Annotated in this window: 18 protein-coding genes; 5 read left to right on the top strand and 13 right to left on the bottom strand. The window is 74.0% G+C overall.

Features of this window, described 5'->3' with window-relative positions; all coding sequences use genetic code 11:
- Positions 1–17 precede the first annotated feature (17 nt).
- Complete coding sequence (locus ACZ7KX_RS33360; RefSeq protein ID WP_470329740.1) at positions 18–734, top strand: G1 family glutamic endopeptidase; 717 nt, start codon at positions 18–20, stop codon at positions 732–734.
- Between the two features lie 80 nt (positions 735–814).
- On the opposite strand, the gene ACZ7KX_RS33355 is transcribed toward ACZ7KX_RS33360, so the two are convergent.
- Genes ACZ7KX_RS33355 through ACZ7KX_RS33345 form a run of 3 tightly spaced genes read right to left on the bottom strand, consistent with a single transcriptional unit; the run spans position 815 to position 2,783 of the window.
- Positions 815–1,531 carry a hypothetical protein gene (locus tag ACZ7KX_RS33355; protein ID WP_470329739.1) on the bottom strand — a complete coding sequence of 239 codons (717 nt, stop codon included), beginning with the start codon at positions 1,529–1,531 and terminating at the stop codon, positions 815–817.
- Positions 1,528–2,079: a SigE family RNA polymerase sigma factor gene (locus tag ACZ7KX_RS33350; protein WP_470329738.1), complete on the bottom strand. Its 552-nt coding sequence runs from the start codon at positions 2,077–2,079 to the stop codon at positions 1,528–1,530. Before ACZ7KX_RS33350 ends, ACZ7KX_RS33355 begins: the two co-directional genes overlap by 4 nt.
- 32 nt (positions 2,080–2,111) lie before the next feature.
- Complete coding sequence (locus ACZ7KX_RS33345) at positions 2,112–2,783, bottom strand: hypothetical protein (protein ID WP_470329737.1); 672 nt, start codon at positions 2,781–2,783, stop codon at positions 2,112–2,114.
- A 159-nt stretch (positions 2,784–2,942) separates the two neighbouring features.
- On the opposite strand from ACZ7KX_RS33345, the gene ACZ7KX_RS33340 reads away from it, so the two are divergent.
- A complete protein-coding gene (locus ACZ7KX_RS33340) occupies positions 2,943–3,749 on the top strand; it encodes an alpha/beta fold hydrolase (RefSeq protein ID WP_470329736.1) in 807 nt (268 codons plus the stop codon).
- Between the two features lie 57 nt (positions 3,750–3,806).
- On the opposite strand, the gene ACZ7KX_RS33335 is transcribed toward ACZ7KX_RS33340, so the two are convergent.
- From ACZ7KX_RS33335 to ACZ7KX_RS33305, 7 genes are all read right to left on the bottom strand, one after another.
- The gene (locus tag ACZ7KX_RS33335; RefSeq protein WP_470329735.1) at positions 3,807–4,586 is read right to left on the bottom strand and encodes an alpha/beta fold hydrolase; all 780 of its coding nucleotides are present in this window, start codon (positions 4,584–4,586) and stop codon (positions 3,807–3,809) included.
- The gene (locus ACZ7KX_RS33330; protein WP_470329734.1) at positions 4,579–5,520 is read right to left on the bottom strand and encodes a Rieske 2Fe-2S domain-containing protein; all 942 of its coding nucleotides are present in this window, start codon (positions 5,518–5,520) and stop codon (positions 4,579–4,581) included. Before ACZ7KX_RS33330 ends, ACZ7KX_RS33335 begins: the two co-directional genes overlap by 8 nt.
- 11 nt (positions 5,521–5,531) lie before the next feature.
- On the bottom strand, positions 5,532–6,755 hold the full coding sequence (locus ACZ7KX_RS33325; RefSeq protein ID WP_470329733.1) for a flavin monoamine oxidase family protein: 1,224 nt from the start codon (positions 6,753–6,755) through the stop codon (positions 5,532–5,534).
- Complete coding sequence (locus tag ACZ7KX_RS33320; RefSeq protein ID WP_470329732.1) at positions 6,752–7,945, bottom strand: cytochrome P450; 1,194 nt, start codon at positions 7,943–7,945, stop codon at positions 6,752–6,754. The genes ACZ7KX_RS33325 and ACZ7KX_RS33320 overlap by 4 nt, the downstream gene beginning before the upstream one ends.
- Positions 7,946–7,964: 19 nt before the next feature.
- Positions 7,965–8,843, bottom strand: a complete 879-nt coding sequence (locus ACZ7KX_RS33315; protein ID WP_470329731.1) for an ABC transporter permease — start codon at positions 8,841–8,843, stop codon at positions 7,965–7,967.
- The gene (locus ACZ7KX_RS33310; RefSeq protein WP_396553663.1) at positions 8,840–9,835 is read right to left on the bottom strand and encodes an ABC transporter ATP-binding protein; all 996 of its coding nucleotides are present in this window, start codon (positions 9,833–9,835) and stop codon (positions 8,840–8,842) included. The genes ACZ7KX_RS33315 and ACZ7KX_RS33310 overlap by 4 nt, the downstream gene beginning before the upstream one ends.
- Before the next feature lie 93 nt (positions 9,836–9,928).
- Entirely contained in the window at positions 9,929–10,297 is a 369-nt protein-coding gene (locus ACZ7KX_RS33305) for a hypothetical protein (RefSeq protein WP_350526397.1), read from the bottom strand.
- Between the two features lie 309 nt (positions 10,298–10,606).
- Between ACZ7KX_RS33305 and ACZ7KX_RS33300 the strand changes: the two genes are divergently transcribed.
- Genes ACZ7KX_RS33300 through ACZ7KX_RS33290 form a run of 3 tightly spaced genes read left to right on the top strand, consistent with a single transcriptional unit; the run spans position 10,607 to position 13,022 of the window.
- A complete protein-coding gene (locus ACZ7KX_RS33300) occupies positions 10,607–11,932 on the top strand; it encodes a cytochrome P450 (RefSeq protein WP_470329730.1) in 1,326 nt (441 codons plus the stop codon).
- Positions 11,929–12,801, top strand: coding sequence for a class I SAM-dependent methyltransferase (locus tag ACZ7KX_RS33295; RefSeq protein ID WP_470329729.1), 873 nt, complete (start codon positions 11,929–11,931; stop codon positions 12,799–12,801). The genes ACZ7KX_RS33300 and ACZ7KX_RS33295 overlap by 4 nt, the downstream gene beginning before the upstream one ends.
- A gap of 35 nt (positions 12,802–12,836) precedes the next feature.
- Positions 12,837–13,022, top strand: coding sequence for a hypothetical protein (locus tag ACZ7KX_RS33290; protein WP_030245889.1), 186 nt, complete (start codon positions 12,837–12,839; stop codon positions 13,020–13,022).
- A gap of 91 nt (positions 13,023–13,113) precedes the next feature.
- Here the strand turns inward: ACZ7KX_RS33290 and ACZ7KX_RS33285 are convergent, their stop codons facing one another.
- From ACZ7KX_RS33285 to eboE, 3 genes are all read right to left on the bottom strand, one after another.
- Positions 13,114–15,120, bottom strand: a complete 2,007-nt coding sequence (locus ACZ7KX_RS33285; protein ID WP_470329728.1) for a carbamoyltransferase C-terminal domain-containing protein — start codon at positions 15,118–15,120, stop codon at positions 13,114–13,116.
- 274 nt (positions 15,121–15,394) lie between these two features.
- Positions 15,395–16,783, bottom strand: a complete 1,389-nt coding sequence (locus ACZ7KX_RS33280; RefSeq protein ID WP_470329727.1) for an alkaline phosphatase family protein — start codon at positions 16,781–16,783, stop codon at positions 15,395–15,397.
- Entirely contained in the window at positions 16,780–18,000 is a 1,221-nt protein-coding gene (gene eboE / locus ACZ7KX_RS33275) for a metabolite traffic protein EboE (protein WP_470329726.1), read from the bottom strand. Before eboE ends, ACZ7KX_RS33280 begins: the two co-directional genes overlap by 4 nt.
- Positions 18,001–18,002 lie beyond the last annotated feature (2 nt).

Below are 18,002 nucleotides of genomic sequence, written 5' to 3'. Positions count from 1 at the left end.
CCCACGAAGGAGCAAGCATGCGCAACTTCCGGATACGCCTCGCCGCCGTCGCGGCCGCAGCCGCCCTCGCCGCGCCCGCGGCGCCGGCCACCGCCACGGCCGCACAGGCGCTGTCGTTCCGGCCGCTGAGCTACAACACCAACGGCTACAACTGGGGCGGTTACGCCGCCCAGGGCAGCGGCTTCACCTCCGTGTCGGCGAGCTGGACCGAGCCGCGCGTGACCTGCAACTCGACCAACGACCTCTACGCCCCGTGGGTCGGCATCGACGGGTACGGCTCCTCCACCGTGGAGCAGACCGGGGTGGCGACGGACTGCTCCTCCGGCAGCCCGGTGAACCAGGCCTGGTACGAGATGTACCCGGCGAACCCGGTCTACCTCAGCACCGGCTCGTACCCGGTGTCGGCCGGCGACTCCATCAGCGCCTCGGTGACGTACGCCGGCAGCAACAAGTACACCCTCAAGCTGACCGACTCCACGCGGGGCTGGACCTACACCACCAGCAAGACCCTCTCCGCGCAGCGGACCAGCGCCGAGGTGATCATCGAGTCGCCGACCGGCTCGTACCCCAAGTTCGGAACCCTGAGCTTCACGTCGGCCACCGTCAACGGCAAGCCCCTCGGCTCCTACGGCCCGGTCGCGCTCGACCCCAGCGCCAACGGCACCTACGAGGCCCGCACCAGCGCGCTGAGCTCCGGCGGCACCAGCTTCACCGACACCTACCTGCACCAGTAGTCGCACCGATGCCGACGCGGCCCGCCCCTCCGAGGAGGGAGCGGGCCGCACTCGTGTTCCGTCCGGTACCGAACACCACCTCACAGGTTCTGGTGGCCGACGGCCTTGTGCTGGGCGTCGTACTCGTCGAGGGCGCTCATGTGGGACGCGGCGGGGACGGGGACGGCGTAGGCGGTGAAGTCGGTGCCGGGGACGGTGGCGACGGTGACCGTGGTGGGGGCGGCGTTGCCGAAGGTCATCGCGGCGGTGACGACCGCCGCGGCGGGCTGGGCGAGGAAGAGACGCGCGCCGTTGGGGAGGGTCCGCTCACCGTACATGCCGCGGGGGCTCTGGTCGGTGGGGCCCTTGACGCCCGCGCAGGCCCCGTAGGGGCTGTCGGCCCGGCCGTCGAAGAGGGTCCGCAGGCAGACCAGGCCGGCGGCCGTCTTCTCTCCGGGCGCGTAGTCGGAGGGAGTGGTCGGGTAGTAGGTCAACGTCACCGACCAGGTGGCACCGTCCACCACGCCACTGCCGACGGTCTGCGACAGCTCGCCCGCGACCGGCGGCGGCGGTGCGGCGGCGAACTGGACCCGCGGGGGCCCCGCCGGGTTCGGCACGTCCGGGAGGAGCGCGAGGAGCCCGGCCCTGGCGCCGACCACGACACCGGCCACGACGGCGGCGGCCGCAACACCGGTCAGCACACGGCGGCGGCGGGTGCGCCGGGCCCGGCCCGACCGCAGGATCTCGGCGACCGGCGCGGGCGACGGGGTGACCCGCCCGGCCGAACGGGCCAGGGCCTCGTGGAGTCGATCGGTCATGGGGTCGCTCCCAGGAGGTCGGCGGCGTGGTCGAGCAGGGTGGGGTCGGAGCGCAGCCTGGCCAGCGCACGGGACGCCTGGCTCTTCACCGTGCCGACGCTGCACCCGAGTTCGTCGGCTACCTGCTCCAGGCTCAGGTCCTCCCAGTAGCGCAGTACCACCACGGCCCGCTGGCGTTCGGGCAGCCCGGCGAGGGCCGCGACCAGCAGGTCGCGGTCCTCGCCGGCGTGGGTGGCAGCGGGCGCCGGGGTGTCCGGCAGGAAGGGCGTCAGCAGCTGGCTGACCCTCCGCCGTCGGTGCCGGCTGCGGTTGTTGTTCACCAGTGCGCGTCGCAGATAGCTCGCGGCGGTGTCCGGGTCGATCCGCAGCCAGTGCGGATACGCCTTCGCGAGGGTGGTCTGCACCAGGTCCTCGGCCTCGTGGAAGTCACCGGTGAGCAGGTAGGCGGTCTGCACCAGTGCCCCCCAACGGGCCACCACGAACGCGCTGAAGCCGGCGTCCTCGCCTGCTCGCTCGTCCTTGCCTGCTCGCTCTTGGCCGCTGCGCACGGAAATGGGCGTCCTTCGGGTCGGTGAGGGGGTCAGAAGTCCTGGTGGCCGACGATCTCGTGCTGGGCGTCGTACTCGTCGAGGGCGCTCATGTGGGACGCGGCGGGGACGGGGACGGCGTAGGCGGTGAAGTCGGTGCCGGGGACGGTGACGGTGGTGACCGTGGTGGGGGCGGCGTTGCCGAAGGTCATCGTGGCGCCGACGACCGCCGCGGCGGGCTGGGCGAGGAACAGGTGCGCGCCGTTGGGGAGGGTCCGCTCGCCGTACATGCCGCGGGGGCTCTGGTCGGTGGGGCCCTTGACGCCCGCGCAGTCGCCGTAGCGGCTGTTCGCCCGACCGTCGAGGACGGTCCGCAGGCACACCAGGCCGGCGCGGGTCTTCACGCCGGGTGCGTAGTCGGCGGGGGTGGTCGGGTAGTAGGTCAGCGTCACCGACCAGGCGGTGCCGTCCACCACACCGCTGCCCACGGTCGCCGCCCGCGGCTCGGCGGCCGCCGCCGAGGGGACGGGCGCGGCGGTGCGGTCGGTGGTCGTGACGGGTGCGGCGCCGGCCGAGGCCTTCGCGGTGGCGATCGCCGGGGCGGGCGGCTCGGCGGCCGAGGAGGCGGCGCCGGCGGGCGTGCTCAGGGCGAGGCCCGCCAGCGCCACGGCGGCCGCAGCGGCAGCAGCGGCAGCAGCGAGCTTCTTGGTCCGTGTCTGGGTCATGGTTTTCTCCTGGATGCGCAAGGGATGTACGGCCGGAGCGGCGCCTCTCCACCCATGAGTACTCCCGCGTCGGCGAACGGGTTGCACGCGTCGGCCGACGGCTGCCACGCCTTCCTTGTCCCCGGCAGGCGGGAGAACGCGCTCTGCGAGGATGGCCGCATGCCTGAATTCACCTCGTACGACGGGACGGTGCTGTCCTACTCGGTCACCGGCAGGGGCCCCGTGCTGGTCTGTCTGGCCGGCGGGCCCGGGGCGGACGTGCGTGACCTCGGCAGTCTCGGCGGGCTTGACGGCACTCGCACGCTGGTCATGCTGGACGCCCGTGCGGCCGGACGGTCGGAGGTGCCGGCGGACCGTGCCGGTTGCGCCTTCACCGCGCAGGCCCGCGACCTGGAGGAACTGCGGCGGCGACTGCGGGTCGAACGCCTGGATGTGCTGGCCCACTCCGCGGGCACCCTGACCGCCCAGGCGTTCGCGGCCGACCACCCGGAGCGGCTGGGCAGGCTCGTCCTGATCACCCCGGTCGGCCTGGTCTTCCGGGAGGTGGACGAGGACGAGGTGGCGGCGATCCGGGCGCGGCGGGCCGGTGAGCCGGGCAGCGCCGAGGCGGCGGCGGCCGGGGCGCAGCCCTGGACCTACGGCCGGTGGTCGGACGCGACTCGCAGGCACTTCGAGGCCGATGCCGCCTACCCACGGCCGCCGTCCTGGCTGCGTGAGTCCTTCTACGTGCGCCCGACGTCCGACGCGGCCACGGCGGCCGAGGTCGCCCGTCGGGCTGCTGTGCGCAGCCCGGTGCTGGTGGTCGCCGGTTCGGAGGACGGGGTGGCGGGCGTCGGGGCGGCCCGGCGTGCCGCGTCCGGTTACCCGGCCGGCCGGCTGGAGGTGCTCGCCGGATGCGGGCACTGGCCGTGGGTCGACGAGCCGACGGCGTTCCGTGCCCTGGTCGCCGGTTTCCTGGACGACTGAGGCAGGACTGGGGCAGGGCTGAGGCGGGGCCGGAGCCGCAGGCGGTCCCCGCCGTCCTCAGGCGAGGTGGGCGGCGAGCAGCGGGGCGCACTCCTCCGGGCGTTCGAGGAGGGGAAGGTGGCCGGTCTCGGTCAGCGTCTCCAGCCGGCAGTGCGGGACGGTGTCGCGCAGCAGCTCGGCGTTGCGGGTGAAGGCGGGCATGTCCTCGTCGCCGAGCACGACCAGGGTGCGGGCGGTGATGCGGCGCAGGTCGTCCGCGGTGTGCCGGTGGGCGGTGAGGGCGTCCATGGCGCGGTTGCCGAGTTCGGCCCAGCTGTGACGCACGACCACCGAGCGGAGTGCGGCACGGAGCTCGGGGTGCCGCTCGGTGCCGGTGAAGATGTCCGGCGGGGACTGCATCCAGAGGTCGGCCAGCTGTTCGCCGGGCCCGGCGAAGCGGTGGAGCATCGTCAGCTGCCGGTAGCGGACCCTCGCGGAGTCCTCGTTGGGGGTGCCGGCCAGGGTGGGTGCGGCGAGGACCAGGCGGTCCAGCAACGACGTTTCCTGGAGGGCCAGTTGGACGGCCGACAGGGAGCCGAAGGAGAGCCCGACGAGCCGCCGGGCGCCGGTCTCCTTCGCGACCTCGGCCAGCTGCGCGGCCAGGGCCGGGAGCGTCAGGCCCGGGGTGAGCGGGGCGGAGCGGCCGTGGCCGGGGAGGTCGACGCCGATGTGGGTCCAGCCGGGGAGGCGGTCCCACAGGGGCTGCCAGGTGGTGGAGTCCATGGTGTAGCCGTGGAGCCACAGCACGGCCGGGCCGTCACCGTGGCGGTGCAGGTGCAGGTTCGGGCCCTCAGGCATCGCGGCCTCCGGAGAAGTCTGCGCAGAACCGTCGGAAGGCGAGCACCGGCTCGTCGCGGGCGTCGTAGCGCGGCGTCATCGCGTGGTCCAGGTGTTCCCAGACCACCTTGTCCTCGGCGAGCGCCTTCTCGCTTCCGCCGAGCAGGGCCGGCAGCGCGGCCCGCTGGTTCTCGCGCACGCCGATGGCGACCCTGGCGACGCAGCCGCCGTCCTCGGTGGGCACCGAGCCGGTGACGATCACCTGTCGTTCCGCCTCGGGGCCGAACTCGGTGACCACCACGTTGGGGCTGAACGCCTGGGCGTGGAAGCGCGGTTTGAAGTCCCACCGCACCCGGCCGGTGCGGACGGCCTCCCAGCGGATCTCCTCCAGCGTGCGGGCGTCCTGCCAGGGCGAGGTCTGCATCAGGAACTCGCCCTCGATGACCAGTTCGCCGCTCCCGCCGTCGCGCGCGGTCATCCCGCGGGTGCCGGGGACGCCGTGCACGGCCTTGAAGTGGTCGGGGTCGAAGGCGTTCTCGACCACGTACTCGGACGGCACCGCGACCGGCAGGCTGACGGCGGCGACCAGCGGGTAGTCGTCCTCCCAGTCCTTCACCGCCCGCTCGAAGCCGCGGTCGCCGTCCGGGTCGTCGGAGAGCCGGACGAACAGCGCGTCACCCCAGGCCAGCACCCGGTGTTCGGCGACCGACCAGTGCTTGGACGGGTCGCCGAGGGCGATCCGCTTGCCGTGGAACGGGCAGACCAGGCAGTCGCCCTCGCGCCGCCCACCGTGGCCCAGGTGGGCGCCGCGGTGCGGGCAGGAGGCGTCCAGGACGCGCACCCGCTCCCCCTCGCGGACGGCGATCAGGCGGTGCGGGCCGACGGCCAACGGGGTGATCTCGTCGGTCAGTTCGGTGAGGAAGGCCAGCAGGTACCAGCCGTGGTGCACAGTCATCGGACTCACGTTCATCGGGTTGCCAGTGCCTTGAGGACCTGTTCGGCGGCCCGTTCCCCGCTCGCCAGGGCGCCCTGCACCCAGGGCAGCCGCTCGCCGGAGACGGTCGCCTCGCCGGCGAAGAAGAGCGTGCCGTCCACCGGCGCCGCCCACTCCCGGGCGGCGTCCTCCAGCCCGGCCCGGGGCGCGGTGAACGCCCCGGCGGCGTACGGGTCCCGGCCCCAGTCGGCGACGGCGACATCCGTGACGGCGGCGCCGGAGGTCCAGGGCAGGGCGGTGGCCAGCAGGGCGGCCAGGGCCGCGGGGTCGGCGACGGCCGCGCGCAGCTCGGCGGCGGCCGCCGCCTTGGCGACGACCAGGGCCTCGGGGCGGCCGGCGGTGCAGCGGACGAAGCCGGTACGGCCGTCCACGTCGAAGACGATCACCGTGTCGGGCGCGGGCCGGTCGAGCGTGGCCACGACGCAGCAGCCGTCCCCGGCGGGGAGTCGGTCGGCGGCCGCGCGCTTGTCGGCGGGCAGCCCGGCGATCCCGCCCAGCGCCGCCGGCGGGACGGTGAGCACGAGAGCGCGGGCGGCGGCCGTCCCGGCGTCGGTCCGTACGGTGACCCGCCCGGGTCGGTGCGCCAGCTCCCGGACGGGCTCGCCGAGCCGCACCGCCAGACCCTCGGCCAGCCGCTCCGGCAGCCGGGCGAAGCCGCCGTCGACGGCGAACTCGCCCTCGCCGACGTCGTCCCGGCGGTGTGCCTCGGCGACGGCGGCGGCGCTCAGCCCGTCCGGGTCGGCCGCCCAGTTCTGCCGGAACCACTCGGTGGCGGCCGCGGCCTCCGGGCCGGTGCTGCCCTGGGCGCGCAGCCAGGTGCCGACGGACAGGCCGGTGATGCCGGGCGCGCGCTGCAGCATGGCCTCCAGCTGCCAGGGCGCGCGGCGCCCCCGGCTGAGCGCGCCCATCTCGCGGTTGGCGCCGTCCTCGACGATCCGGGCGCTGACCCGGCGCGGTACGGCGGTGGTGCGGCCGGGCCCGACCAGCTCGTGCACCGGGTTGCGGTCCCCGTGCACCACCTGGGCCCCGAGCTCCAGCGGCGGGCCGCCGTCGACGGGGTGGAAGGTGTGGATCCGGCCGCCGACGCGCTCCCTGGCCTCGTACACCACGACGCGCTGCCCGGCCCGGTGCAGCAGCCGGGCGCAGTTCAGGCCGGACGGGCCGGCGCCCACCACGATGACGTCGTACGCGCTCACCGCTCACCCCCGAGGTCGACCGGGAACGCCCGCAGGCGGCGCGGCACCAGGCAGAGGTCCCAGTCCGGGGGGCCGGCCGGGCCGCGCAGGGCGGGGAAGCGGCGGAGCAGCCGGGGCAGCAGCAGGGCCGCGGTCTGCCGGACCAGCGGGGCGGCGAGGCAGAAGTGCGGGCCGCCGCCGAAGCCGAGGTGCGGGTTGGGGCTGCGGTCCAGGCGGAGTCCGTCCGGGTCGGCGAAGACGTCCGGGTCGCGGTTGGCGGCGGTGAGCACGGCGAGGACCCGGGCGCCGGGCGGCAGGACGCCGCCGTTCAGCTCGACCCGGTCGGTGGTGACCCGGGCGGTGAACGGGATCGGTGCCTCCAGCCGGAGCAGTTCGTCCACCGCGAGGCGGGCGAGGTCCTCGTCGGCCCCGGCGAGCCGGGCGACCGCCGCGCGGTCGGGCAGCAGCAGGTGCAGGGCGTTGCCGATGGACTCGGCGAGGGGCTGCCAGCCGCCGATGACGGCCAGGCTGAGGATGCCCAGCATCTCGGCGCGGCTCAGCCGGTCGTCGGTGGCCAGGGCGGTCAGCGGCAGCTCGGTCCCCTCGCGGACGACCCGGGCGGTGTGCTTGTCGAGGTAGTGGGTGAGTGCGCCGGCGGCGCTGCGGCCGAGGGCGGCGCGGGCGGGCGGCACCATCGGGTCGAGGTTGACGGAGGCGGCCCGGGCGAGTGCCTCGAAGCGGGTGGACTCCGCGGCGGGGAGCCCGAAGAGGCGGGCGTAGACGGCGGTGGCGAGCCGCCGGCCGATGTCGGCGACGGCGTCCACCGGCCGGTCGAGGGGAAGGGCGTCGAGCAGTGCGTCCACGTCGGCGGCGAGGCCCGCGCCGAGCGGGCGGACGGCGGCCGGCCCCAGGAGCAGCGCCCCCGGCGCCCGGAGCCGGTGGTGGTCGGGCGGGTCGGTGGTGAGCATGGACGGCGGCAGGGCGTCGTCGCGGGCGCGTTCGCGCTGGCCCTGCGCGGCCGAGAAGCGCGGGTCGCGCAGGACGGTCGCGCAGTCGGCGTGCGCGGTGACCAGCCAGAGCCGGGACGCGGCGTCGTAGTGCACCGGGTCGTTGGCCCTCAGCCACCGGTACGCCGGGTGCGGGTTCGCGCGCCCGGCCGGGGCGAACGGGTGGATCAGGTGCTCGGGCAGTCGCACCGTCGCCGTCGTCATGGGTCCAGCCCCCAAAGTCTCAGCGGACCCGGGGTCCGCGCCAGCGGAAGGAGAAGGCGGTCAGCAGCAGGCCGGCCAGCGACCAGGCGGTGAGGACCATCGCGATGTGCCCCAGCTCCCAGTTCCCGGCCGGTTCGACGACGGTGAAGGAGTCCGGCAGGAACACCGACCGGAAGCCCTGGGCCATCCACTTGACCGGGAAGAACGCGGCCACCGTCTGCATCCAGGCGGGCAGTTGGCCGAACGGGAAGAACACGCCGGAGATGAACTGCAGCACCATGAAGACCGGGGTGACGATCGCCGCGGCGGACCGGCTGTTGGGGATCAGCGCCGAGTAGGCGGCGCCGGCCATCGCGCAGGCGACGGTGCCGAGGGCGAGGTCCCAGCCGAGGGTGAACCAGCGCTCCGGGGTGCTGGGCAGCGGCAGGCCGAACAGGGCCAGCGCGATGCCGATCAGCAGCACGGTCTCCAGCGCGGTGGTGACGATGACCCGTACCAGCTTGCCGACGAAGTAGGCGGACTTGGGCATCGGAGTCATGGCGAGCCGCCGGACGGTGCCGGTGTCCCGCTCGATCGCGATGTTGATCGCCAGGCCGGAGAAGGCGGTGCTCATCACGCCGGCGGCGATGATGCCGGCCATGAACACCAGCTTGACGTCCGTGTCGGTGCCGGCCACCTTGCCCGAGAAGATCGAGCCGAAGACGACCAGCAGGATCACCGGGAACATCAGGGTGAAGACCAGCGACTGCTTGTTCCGGAAGAACGCCCGCAGCTCGACCTTGGAGCGGGCCGCACCGGCCCGCAGGATGCCGGGCATCCGGCCGGCCCGCCGGGGCGTCGTGGTGCTGCCGGCGGTCCCGGTGGCCGGGGCGGTCGCGGTGGGTTGGGTGAGGGTCATCGCTTGCCCGCCTCGTGGGTGATGCTCTGGCTGGTGTCGGCGCCGCGGTCGGTACCGTCGGCGTGCTCCCGGATGAGGTCCAGGTAGACGTCCTCCAGGGTCGGCCGGTGCACCCGCAGCTCGGGCAGCTCGCCGACCCCTGCCAGGTGCGCCCACGGGACCAGTGCCGCGAGCAGCGCGGTCGGGGCGTGCGTGGCGATCCGGAGCACGCCGTCCACCCCCACCGGGGCCGGTTCGGCCCCGGGTGGCAGCGGCGGCAGCGTGCGGCCGGCCAGCTCCGGCGGAATCCGGAAGGAGACCGTGGTCGGAGTCTGCGAACGGCCGCCGAACTCGGCCAGCGGTCCGCACTGGACCACCCGGCCGGCGACGATCACCGCGGCGCGCTCGCACAGCGCCTCGGCCTCGTCCAGGTAGTGCGTGGTGAGCACGGTGGTGCGACCGCGCTCGGAGAAGTAGCGGACCAGCTCCCAGGCCTCCCGGCGAGCCACCGGGTCCAACCCGGTGGTGGGTTCGTCGAGGAAGATCAGGTCCGGGTCGCCGACGATGCCCACCGCGACGTCGAGCCGACGGGCCTGGCCTCCGGAGAGGTCCGCGCTCTGCTTCTTCTCGTGCTTGCCCAGTCCGACCATGTCGATGACCTGGCCGACCGGGAGCGGGTTCGGGTAGAACGCCGCGAAGTGCTCGACGACCTCGCGGACCGTCAGGTCCGAGTAGGCGCCGGTGGTCTGCGGGACGACCCCGATCCTGGCGCGCCACTCGCGCCGGTCCTCGGCTGGGTCACAGCCGAGGACCCGCACGTCACCGCCGGTTCGCTGGCGGACGCCCTCCAGGATTTCGACGGTCGTCGTCTTGCCCGCGCCGTTCGGCCCGAGCAGGGCGAAGACCTCTCCCTGGTGGATGTCCAGATCCAGACCCTGGACCGCGTGCCAGTCGCCGTAACTCTTGCGCAGGCCGCGGACTGAGACGGGGTGTTCCCCGACGGCAGTCGCCACTGTGGATCGCTCCTCTGTGGGGTGTTCAGGCCGACCTGGTGCTCAGGTCGACCGGCCGGGCGCTCTGCCCGGCGGGCGGGTTTCCCGGCTGGATCAGGTGCAGCAGCAGCACGGGCAGCAGCAGGAGTTGCCGCCGGCCGCGATGTCCGACAGGTCGCCCTCGCTCAGCTCGGCGGTGTCGATCTGCGGGGTCTCCGGGATGTGGAACTCGTAGCGACCGGTCGCCAGACCGATCTCGAAGAGCTCGACCTGCACCTCCAGGTTGCCCTCCTGCTCGCCCTCGGCGGCAGTCGAGACGATGACGATCTCGGCGTCGGCCGGGAGCTCCAGGCCGGCCTCGGCGAGGGCGGCGCGGGCGTCGGTACGCAGGCGGGCCGCGTACTCCTCGCTCGACCAGGCGCTGATCAGGGCGCGGGTGTAGCCGTTGACGAACTCGGCCCGCTTCCTCTGGTCCAAAGCCATGTGACTTTTCCTTTTCTCGGTATCCGGTGTTTGCCGGCGACCCTTCCCGGCGCCGCCCGCAAATGAAGAATGACACGGCCGCAATCGGCCGCCAAGACCTCATTTCCGGTGCCGGGACTAAGTATTGAGCACATGCGGCAGGTGCGGTAGATTTCAGCCGTCACACGCCCATGAATACGTATCAGAATACGCATCGGAATACGTATCCGAATACGTACCCGGAATCGCCGCGTACGTATTCCGGGGCCGAGTACGCATTTCCGGAGTCCCGGGTAAGCATCGAGAGGAATCACGGGGGTGGTCCGCACCGTGCCTACGCACACCGTCCCGCCAGGCCCTGCCGACGACGTCGACATGGCGCTGATGAGGGAGTCGCCGCTCGACTTCATCACCGACCTGGCCCGCCGCTACGGCGACATCACCCGCCACCGTGCGGACGGAGACACCGTCTACCTGCTCAACCGTCCCGAGTACGCCAAGCACGTGCTCAAGGACAACGGCGCCAACTACACCAAGGAGGGCACCCCGGACGACGCCATGCTGCGTCCGCTGCTCGGCAACGGGCTGCTGACCAGCAACGGCGCCGACTGGGCCCGCCAACGGCACCTGACCGCACCGGCGTTCCGCCCGAGCGCGGTGCGCAGCTTCGACACCATCGTCACCGACGCCACCGCCGGCATGCTGGAACGCTGGCGCCCGTCCGTCGAGTCCGGCGCCCCGCTGGAGGTGGACCAGCACTTCACCGCGCTCACCCTCGGCATCCTGACCCACGCCATCCTCGGCGCCGACATCGACGGCATCGGCGAGGGCTTCGGCCGCGCGGTGGACGCCGTCAACCGCTGCATCGGCCACTACGTACCGAACCCCGACCCCGACCCGGCCGACACCGCCCGCCGGTTCGCCGACTTCGGCCGGGCCCGGGTGTTCCTCAACACCGTCACCCGCACGCTGATCGCCTCCCGCCGCGCGGGCGGCAGCAGCACCGCCGCCGGCGACCTGCTGGACACCATGATGTCCGGCGACCACCTGGTCTCCGACGAGGACCTGCGCGACCAGGTGCTGACCATCGTGATGGCCGGCCACGAGACCACCGCCAAGTCCCTGACCTGGACGCTCTACCTGCTCGACCGCCACCCCGAGGAGCTGGCCAAGGTCCGCGAGGAGGTCGACCGGGTCCTCGGCGGCCGCCCGCCGACCGCGGCCGACCTCCAGGACCTGCCGGCCTGCCGCCGGGCCATCCAGGAGGCGATGCGGCTCTACCCGCCGGTCTGGCTGATCTCCCGCCGGGCCGTCGGGCACGACGTCATCGGCGGGTACGACGTCGAGCCCGGCACCCTGGTGTGCGTCAGCCAGTGGGTGCTGCACCGCCACCCCGACCACTGGGACGCCCCGGACGCGTACCGCCCGGACCGCTTCGACGGCGCCACCCTCCCCAGCCACCTCTACCTGCCGTTCGGCGGCGGCGACCGGATCTGCGTCGGACAGCACTTCGCAATGCTGGAGGCCGTCCTGGTGCTCGCCACGCTGCTGCAGTCGGTCCGGCTGGAACTGGTCGAGGGCTTCCCCGTGGAGCCCGAGGCCCTGGTCACCCTCCGCCCGAAGCACGGCATGACGATGATCGCGAGGCCCCGATGAGCACAGCCGTACGCCCCGTCGGCGGGTCCTACGACCCGGCCCGCACCACCGGCGGCGGCCTCGCCGCCGAACTCGACCGGCTGGAGGCGCAGGCCGCGCTCTCCTTCCCCGAGGAGCTGCGCATCCTGCGCGAGCTCGGGATGGGGGACGGCGCCACCGAGCCCGGGACCGGCGTCGGCGCCACCGTGCTCGAACTCGGCGCCGGGCCGGGCGCGGTGACCCGGCGGTTGCGCGCCGCCCTGCCCGCCGGGACCGCCCTGATCGCCGCCGACATCGACGGCGAGCTGCTCGCCCACGCGGCCGGCCCCGGCGTCATCCTGCTGGTCGCCGACGGCGCCGACCTGCCGCTGCCGGACGCGAGCGTGGACTTCGTCCTGCTCCGCTACGTCCTGCAGCACGTCCCCGACCCGGCCGCCGTCCTGGCCGAGGCCCGCCGGGTGCTGAAGCCCGGCGGGCGGGTCGCCTGCACCGAGGTCGACTCCGCGCTGTGGGGCGCGGCCGAGCCCTCGTACCCCGAACTCGCGGGCGTGCACGCCAAGATGGCGGCCGCCCAGCGCGCCGACGGCGGCGACCGGTCGATCGGCCGGCGGCTGCCCCGGCTGCTGCGCGCGGCCGGCTTCGACGAGGTCGTGCTGCGCCCCTTCGCCACCACCAACGACGACCACCCCACCGACGCCTTCGCCCCCCAGCTCGGGCCGCAGCGCCTGGAGCCGCTGGTGGCCCGGGGCGTCCTCTCCCTGGCCGAACTCGCCCTCGCCGCGGACCGCTGGAACCGCTTCCGGTCGGACCCCGACGCCTGGGTGATGCTGCTCGGCCTCACCGCCGCCGCGACCGCACCCGCGGGCCGCGGACCGCAGGAAACCGCCTGACCGCACCGAGAACCGCAGCACCGGAAGGAATCGCCATGCACCCCAAGGTCAAGATCTTCATCACCATCTTCTGCTACATCAGCGCCGTCGCCGGCCTGATCACCGCCGTGATGGACGCCAGCCACAAGCCCGCCCAGACCACCGACGCGGTCGTCGCCGGCGTGCTCGGCGTCGCCTTCCTGCTGGGCGGTCTGGCGCTGACCCGGAAGCCGCGCTACTGACGGTGGTGTCGACGCCGGGTCGCTTAGCAGCACAACGGGTCGGGGGGTAGGGCTTTCGAAGCCCTACCCCCCGACCCGTTCCCGCTACCGGCTAGCGCGACCGGCGCAGCGGGTTGATCACCCCGAACGCCCCGGTCAGCGTGGACGGGTCGACGAAGGAGCCGCCCGGCCCGTGCGTCCGGCGGAAGTTGTCCACCAGCCCGCGGAACGACGGGTCCACCGTCACCCGGTACGCGGCCAGCAGGTTGACCCGCTCCGGCGTGGACAGCTCCTGCTCGGCGCGCAGCTGGTGGCTGCGGGACAGGTGGTACATGCCCTCGACGGTGTACCCGGCGTCCAGCCAGCCCTGCCACAGCCCGTCGCGGTCCGCCTCCTGCCCGGCGAAGTACGCCAGGGCGCGCGGCCGCGGCTCGGCCGGCGCGGCCGTGGCCGGCACCGGCTCGGCGCGCAGCTCGACCCGCCGCCCGCACAGGTACAGCACCGCGACGCCCTTGCGCACACAGAAGTTGAGCGCCTCCGCGGCCTGGTCGACGACCGCCTCGGCCTTGTCGTTGAGCGAGGTGTTGCACAGGATCGGCACCCCGGTCGCCGCCCGGAACGCGTCCAGCGCCCGGTGCAGCCGCGGGTTGGACTCGGCGGTGACGGTCTGGTGCCGGGCCGAGCCGTCCAGGTGGACGATCGCGGGCACCAGCTCCCGCACCTCGGGGCGGACCTGGACCGCCTCCAGCATGTACGGCGACTCGCGGTCCGAGGCGAACCACTCGCCGGTGTGCTCGGCCATCACCATCGGCGCGACCGGGCGCCACCACTGGCGCCGCTTGTACGCGTTCAGCAGGTCCTTGACCTTCTGCGAGCGCGGGTCGCCGATCAGGCTGCGGTGGCCCAGCGCACGCGGCCCGAGCTCCGCCCGGCCGTCCACCCAGGCGATCACGCCGTCCGAGACGTCGGCGACGAACCGCTCCGCCTCGAAGTCCGTCACCGAGGCGATCCACGGCGCGAACTCGGCCAGCGCCTCCTCGACGTCCGTGACGTCCCGGCCGTAGTACGGCGAGACGATCCGCAGCCCGGAGTCCGCCAGCGCGCCGGCCCCGTACAGGCCGAGCAGGCCGAGGCCGATGCCCTGGCCGGAGTCGTTGGCGCACGGCGGGGTGACCAGGCCCTTGAACCCGAACCGGTCCATCAGCAGCGTGTTGGTGGGGCAGTTGAGCGCGTAGCCGCCGCTGGTGGACAGGTGGGTGTCCTCGGCGCGGATGCCGCCGACCTCCAGCAGCCGCTCCACGTTGCGGATCGCGACGCCCTCGCAGCAGCGCTGGACGACCTTCATCACCGCGCTGCGCAGGTGGTCCTCGCGGCTGAGCGAGTCGTCCAGCTCGACGCCGGCCAGCTGCTCCTCGGCGGCGGCCACCACCGCGCGGACCAGGTCGTGCGCGGCCTTCCACGGCTGGGTGGCGGAGCCGCCGAAGAAGGTGACGTCCGCGATCGCGGCCTCGGCGTCGAACTCGATCGCCGCGGTCGAGGCCGTGGCCAGCGCCATCAGCGAGCCGGGCTCCAGGCCGAACACCGTCTCGGCGGCGGTGTACAGCGGGCCGGGGGACTCCACCGGCTCGAAGGTGATCCGCCCCTGCTTCACCACGCAGCCGGCGTACCAGTAGGCGTTCGGACGGCTCTCCTGCGCGTAGTCGGGCAGCGCGTCGATCGCCATGCCGACGATCTGCCCGGCACGGAACAGCGGGAGGTCCCGCAGCACCCCGCTGAACAGGTGCGCCAGGCTGTGCAGCGGGAAATCCTCCGCCCCGGCGGGCTTCGGCACCGGCTGCGCCTTCGGCAGCCCCGGCGTGCCCCAGGTCGCCGTCACGTCGTCGAGGGTGAGCCCCTCCTCGGCCAGCAGTGCCGACAGGAACGCCTCGGCCCGGCCCTCGGTGTACAGCGGCCAGAAGTGGTGCTTCTGCCCGCTGACCCGCTCCAGTTCCCACACCCGCACCAGTTCGACGTCCGCGTCGTCCCGGCGCCACAGCGCGACGTTCTGGTCGTGCCGGACCGAGAAGACCGCACCCGGCCCCGGCGGCGTGAGATAGGCGGAAAGGAAATGCTCGGCCACGGTTACCTCTTCTTCCTCGGTCTGCCCAGGAGGAGGTAATTCCGGCCCCTTCGCGAGGGGATTCCCGCACCCCGCCCAGGGCCGGCCGCCTGCCCCCGGCACCAGCGACTACGCGGCCATTCGACCACGCCCGCCGAGACCCGGTACATACTGAAATCCCCCTTTACGCACGCCGCGTACGCATGCGCAGCGCCCCGTCGGCGGCGCTCGCCGACGGGGCGGGGAAGGACGTGAAGGGGGACGGGCGGGAAGGGAGCGGAGAGCGGACGGGCGGCTACCGGGCCCGCGGTTCCGGGCCCAGGCCCGCGAGTTCCAGCAGGAACGCCTTGACCTCGGTGGCCTCCAGGGCGTCCCGGGCCGCCGTGGGATCACTGCAGAGCAGCACCGGCCCCTCGTCCGGGTGGGCGGGCAGCCGCCCGTGGCTGCCGCGGACCGGGGACGGGTCCAGCGGCACGACGTCCATCCGGTAGCGCAGGCCGAGCTTCTTGCGCAGCAGGGCGCCGCCCGCCCGCAGCCGGGCAGTGCGGTCGGCCGGGTCGAAGAAGAGCTCGGCCGGGTCGTAGCCGGGCTTGCGGTGGATCTCGACGGTGGGCGCGAAGTCCGGGGCGAGGGCGTCGTCGAGCCAGTAGTAGTAGGTGAACCAGGACCGGGGAGCGGCGACGGCGACGAGGTCGCCGGAGCGTTCGTGGTCGAGACCGTGCTCCTTCTTGGCCGCCTCGTCCAGCACGGTGTCGATGCCGTCCACGCCTTCGAGCAGCTCCTGCACGCGGTCCCGGTCGGTCCGGTCGCGGACGTAGACGTGTGCGAGCTGGTGGTCGGCGACGGCGAACGCCCTGGAGGTCCACGGGTCCAGGTACTCCATGCCGTCCTGGGTGTGGACGTCCAGCAGGCCCGCCCGGCGCAGCACCCGGTTGATGTCCACCGGCTGGTCGACGGCGGTGATGCCGTACTCGCTGAGGACGACGACCGTGACGTCCTGCGCGACCGCGTCGGCCAGCAGCGGGCGCAGCGCCCAGTCGATCTCGGCGGCCGCGTCGGCGGCCTGGGGGGAGTCCGGGCCGAAGCGCTGCAGGTCGTAGTCCAGGTGCGGTACGTAGACCAGGGTGAGGTCGGGGCGGTGGTCCCGGAGGATCTGCCGGGAGGCGCCGACGATCCACTGCGAGGAGGGCAGTCCGGCCGTCGGCCCCCAGTAGGTGAAGAGCGGGAACTCGCCGAGCCTGGCCGTGAGTTCGTCGTGCAGGCCGGGCGGCCTGGTGTAGCAGTCGGGCTCCTTGCGGCCGTCCGCGTAGTAGATCGGGCGGGGGGTGACCGTCCAGTCCACGTCGGCGCCCATCGCGTACCACCAGCAGACGTTGGCGACGGTGTACCCGGGTTTGCGCCGGCGGGCGGCGTCCCAGAGCTTGTCGCCGCCGACCAGGGCGTTGTGCTGGCGCCACAGCAGCACCTCGCCGAGGTCGCGGAAGTACCAGCCGTTGCCCACGACGCCGTGGCCGGCGGGGAGTTCACCGGTGAGGAAGGTGGACTGGACGGAGCAGGTGACGGCGGGCAGGACGGTGCCGAGCGGGGCGCTGAAGCCGCGGTCGGCGAGGCCGGCGAGGGTGGGCATGTGGCGGAGCAGGGCCGGGGTGAGCCCGACCACGTCCACCACCAGCAGCCGTTTCATGAGTCCGTCTCCTTGAGTCCCAGGCGCTGCAGTTCGACGCGCGTCCAGTCGAGTTCCTCGGCGATTCCGCCGACCGGGTCGGGTTCCCCGGCGGTTGCGTCGACCGTGCGGGCTGCGGCGGACGCGTCGGGCGCCCGCCGTTCCGGGCCGGGCGGCAGCACCGGCCAGGTGTAGGTCTCGACCTCGATGTGGTCGACCGCCGCCCGGGGGCCGCCCAGCAGCAGGCCGAGCGTCTCCCGGAGCACCGGGCCGGTGCTCGCCAGCGGCGCGGCCGGTTCGGCACCCAGCGGGACGTGGAAGTGGACCCGCCAGGGGTGCTCCCCCGGCAGCGGATCCGGCCCGGCCAGGGCCTGGTCCAGGTCGTCCCGTCGCAGCAGGCCGTCCGCGCCGGGCTCCCGGGTCTGGTGCAGGAACCGCGGCTCCGCGTACGGCTCCAGGGCGGTGCGCCCGGCGGCGCTGCGCGGGCGGTCCGCGACGAGGGCGGCGGACGCCTGCAGCTTGACCACTTCCAGGCCGGCCGCGGCGAGCCGGTCGAGCGCGGCGGCCGGCTCCTCGTGCTCGACCGCGAGGTGGCAGGCGTCCAGGCAGACGCCCAGGTGCGGGCCGGCCGAGTCGGCGAGCTCGCGGACGGCGTCGGCCGTCGACTCGACGACGCAGCCGGGTTCGGGCTCGAACCCGACCCGCAGGAGGCGCCCGGTGCTGCCGGAGATCCGGGCGAGCTCCCGGGCGAGCCGGTCGAGCTGCCGGCGGGCCGCGTCGGCGTGCCGCGGCGTCCAGTCGGCGCGCCAGCCGAGCGGGAGGGTGGAGATGCTGCCGCGCCGGGCGTCGTCCGGGAGGAGTTCGGTGAGCACCCGGGCCAGGTCCAGGGTGTAGCGCAGGCGTTCCGGGTCGGCCCAGTCCGGCCGGTACACCCGGTGCTTGACGACGGCCCCGCCGAAGCCGCGGTAGGGGAAGCCGTTGAGGGTCACCACCTCCAGGCCGCGGGCGTCGAGGTCGGCGCGCAGGCGGCGCAGCGCAGCGCCGTCGGCGAGGAGTTCGTCCAGGACCGGGCGGGCCAGCCAGAGGCCGAGGCCGAGCCGGTCGACGCCGAGGCGTTCGCGGACCGGCTCGCCGTACCGGCCGAGCTGGTCCCGGACCCCGGCCAGGTCCTCCGCCGGGTGGACGTTGGTGCAGTAGGCGAGGTGGACGGTGGTGCCGTCCGGGTGCCGGAAGCGCACGG

It is taken from the genome of Kitasatospora sp. NPDC038210 (assembly GCF_055600605.1).
Note: the sequence above shows the minus strand (reverse complement) of the source record. Positions and strands in the feature narration are given on the sequence as shown.

Coding starts and splice junctions, on each gene's coding strand:
- ACZ7KX_RS33360 (WP_470329740.1), top strand. CDS start 18: ATGCGCAACTTCCGGATACGCCTCGCCGCCGTCGCGGCCGCAGCCGCC.
- ACZ7KX_RS33355 (WP_470329739.1), bottom strand. CDS start 1,531: ATGACCGATCGACTCCACGAGGCCCTGGCCCGTTCGGCCGGGCGGGTC.
- ACZ7KX_RS33345 (WP_470329737.1), bottom strand. CDS start 2,783: ATGACCCAGACACGGACCAAGAAGCTCGCTGCTGCCGCTGCTGCCGCT.
- ACZ7KX_RS33340 (WP_470329736.1), top strand. CDS start 2,943: ATGCCTGAATTCACCTCGTACGACGGGACGGTGCTGTCCTACTCGGTC.
- ACZ7KX_RS33335 (WP_470329735.1), bottom strand. CDS start 4,586: ATGCCTGAGGGCCCGAACCTGCACCTGCACCGCCACGGTGACGGCCCG.
- ACZ7KX_RS33330 (WP_470329734.1), bottom strand. CDS start 5,520: ATGACTGTGCACCACGGCTGGTACCTGCTGGCCTTCCTCACCGAACTG.
- ACZ7KX_RS33320 (WP_470329732.1), bottom strand. CDS start 7,945: ATGACGACGGCGACGGTGCGACTGCCCGAGCACCTGATCCACCCGTTC.
- ACZ7KX_RS33315 (WP_470329731.1), bottom strand. CDS start 8,843: ATGACCCTCACCCAACCCACCGCGACCGCCCCGGCCACCGGGACCGCC.
- ACZ7KX_RS33305 (WP_350526397.1), bottom strand. CDS start 10,297: ATGGCTTTGGACCAGAGGAAGCGGGCCGAGTTCGTCAACGGCTACACC.
- ACZ7KX_RS33295 (WP_470329729.1), top strand. CDS start 11,929: ATGAGCACAGCCGTACGCCCCGTCGGCGGGTCCTACGACCCGGCCCGC.
- ACZ7KX_RS33290 (WP_030245889.1), top strand. CDS start 12,837: ATGCACCCCAAGGTCAAGATCTTCATCACCATCTTCTGCTACATCAGC.
- ACZ7KX_RS33280 (WP_470329727.1), bottom strand. CDS start 16,783: ATGAAACGGCTGCTGGTGGTGGACGTGGTCGGGCTCACCCCGGCCCTG.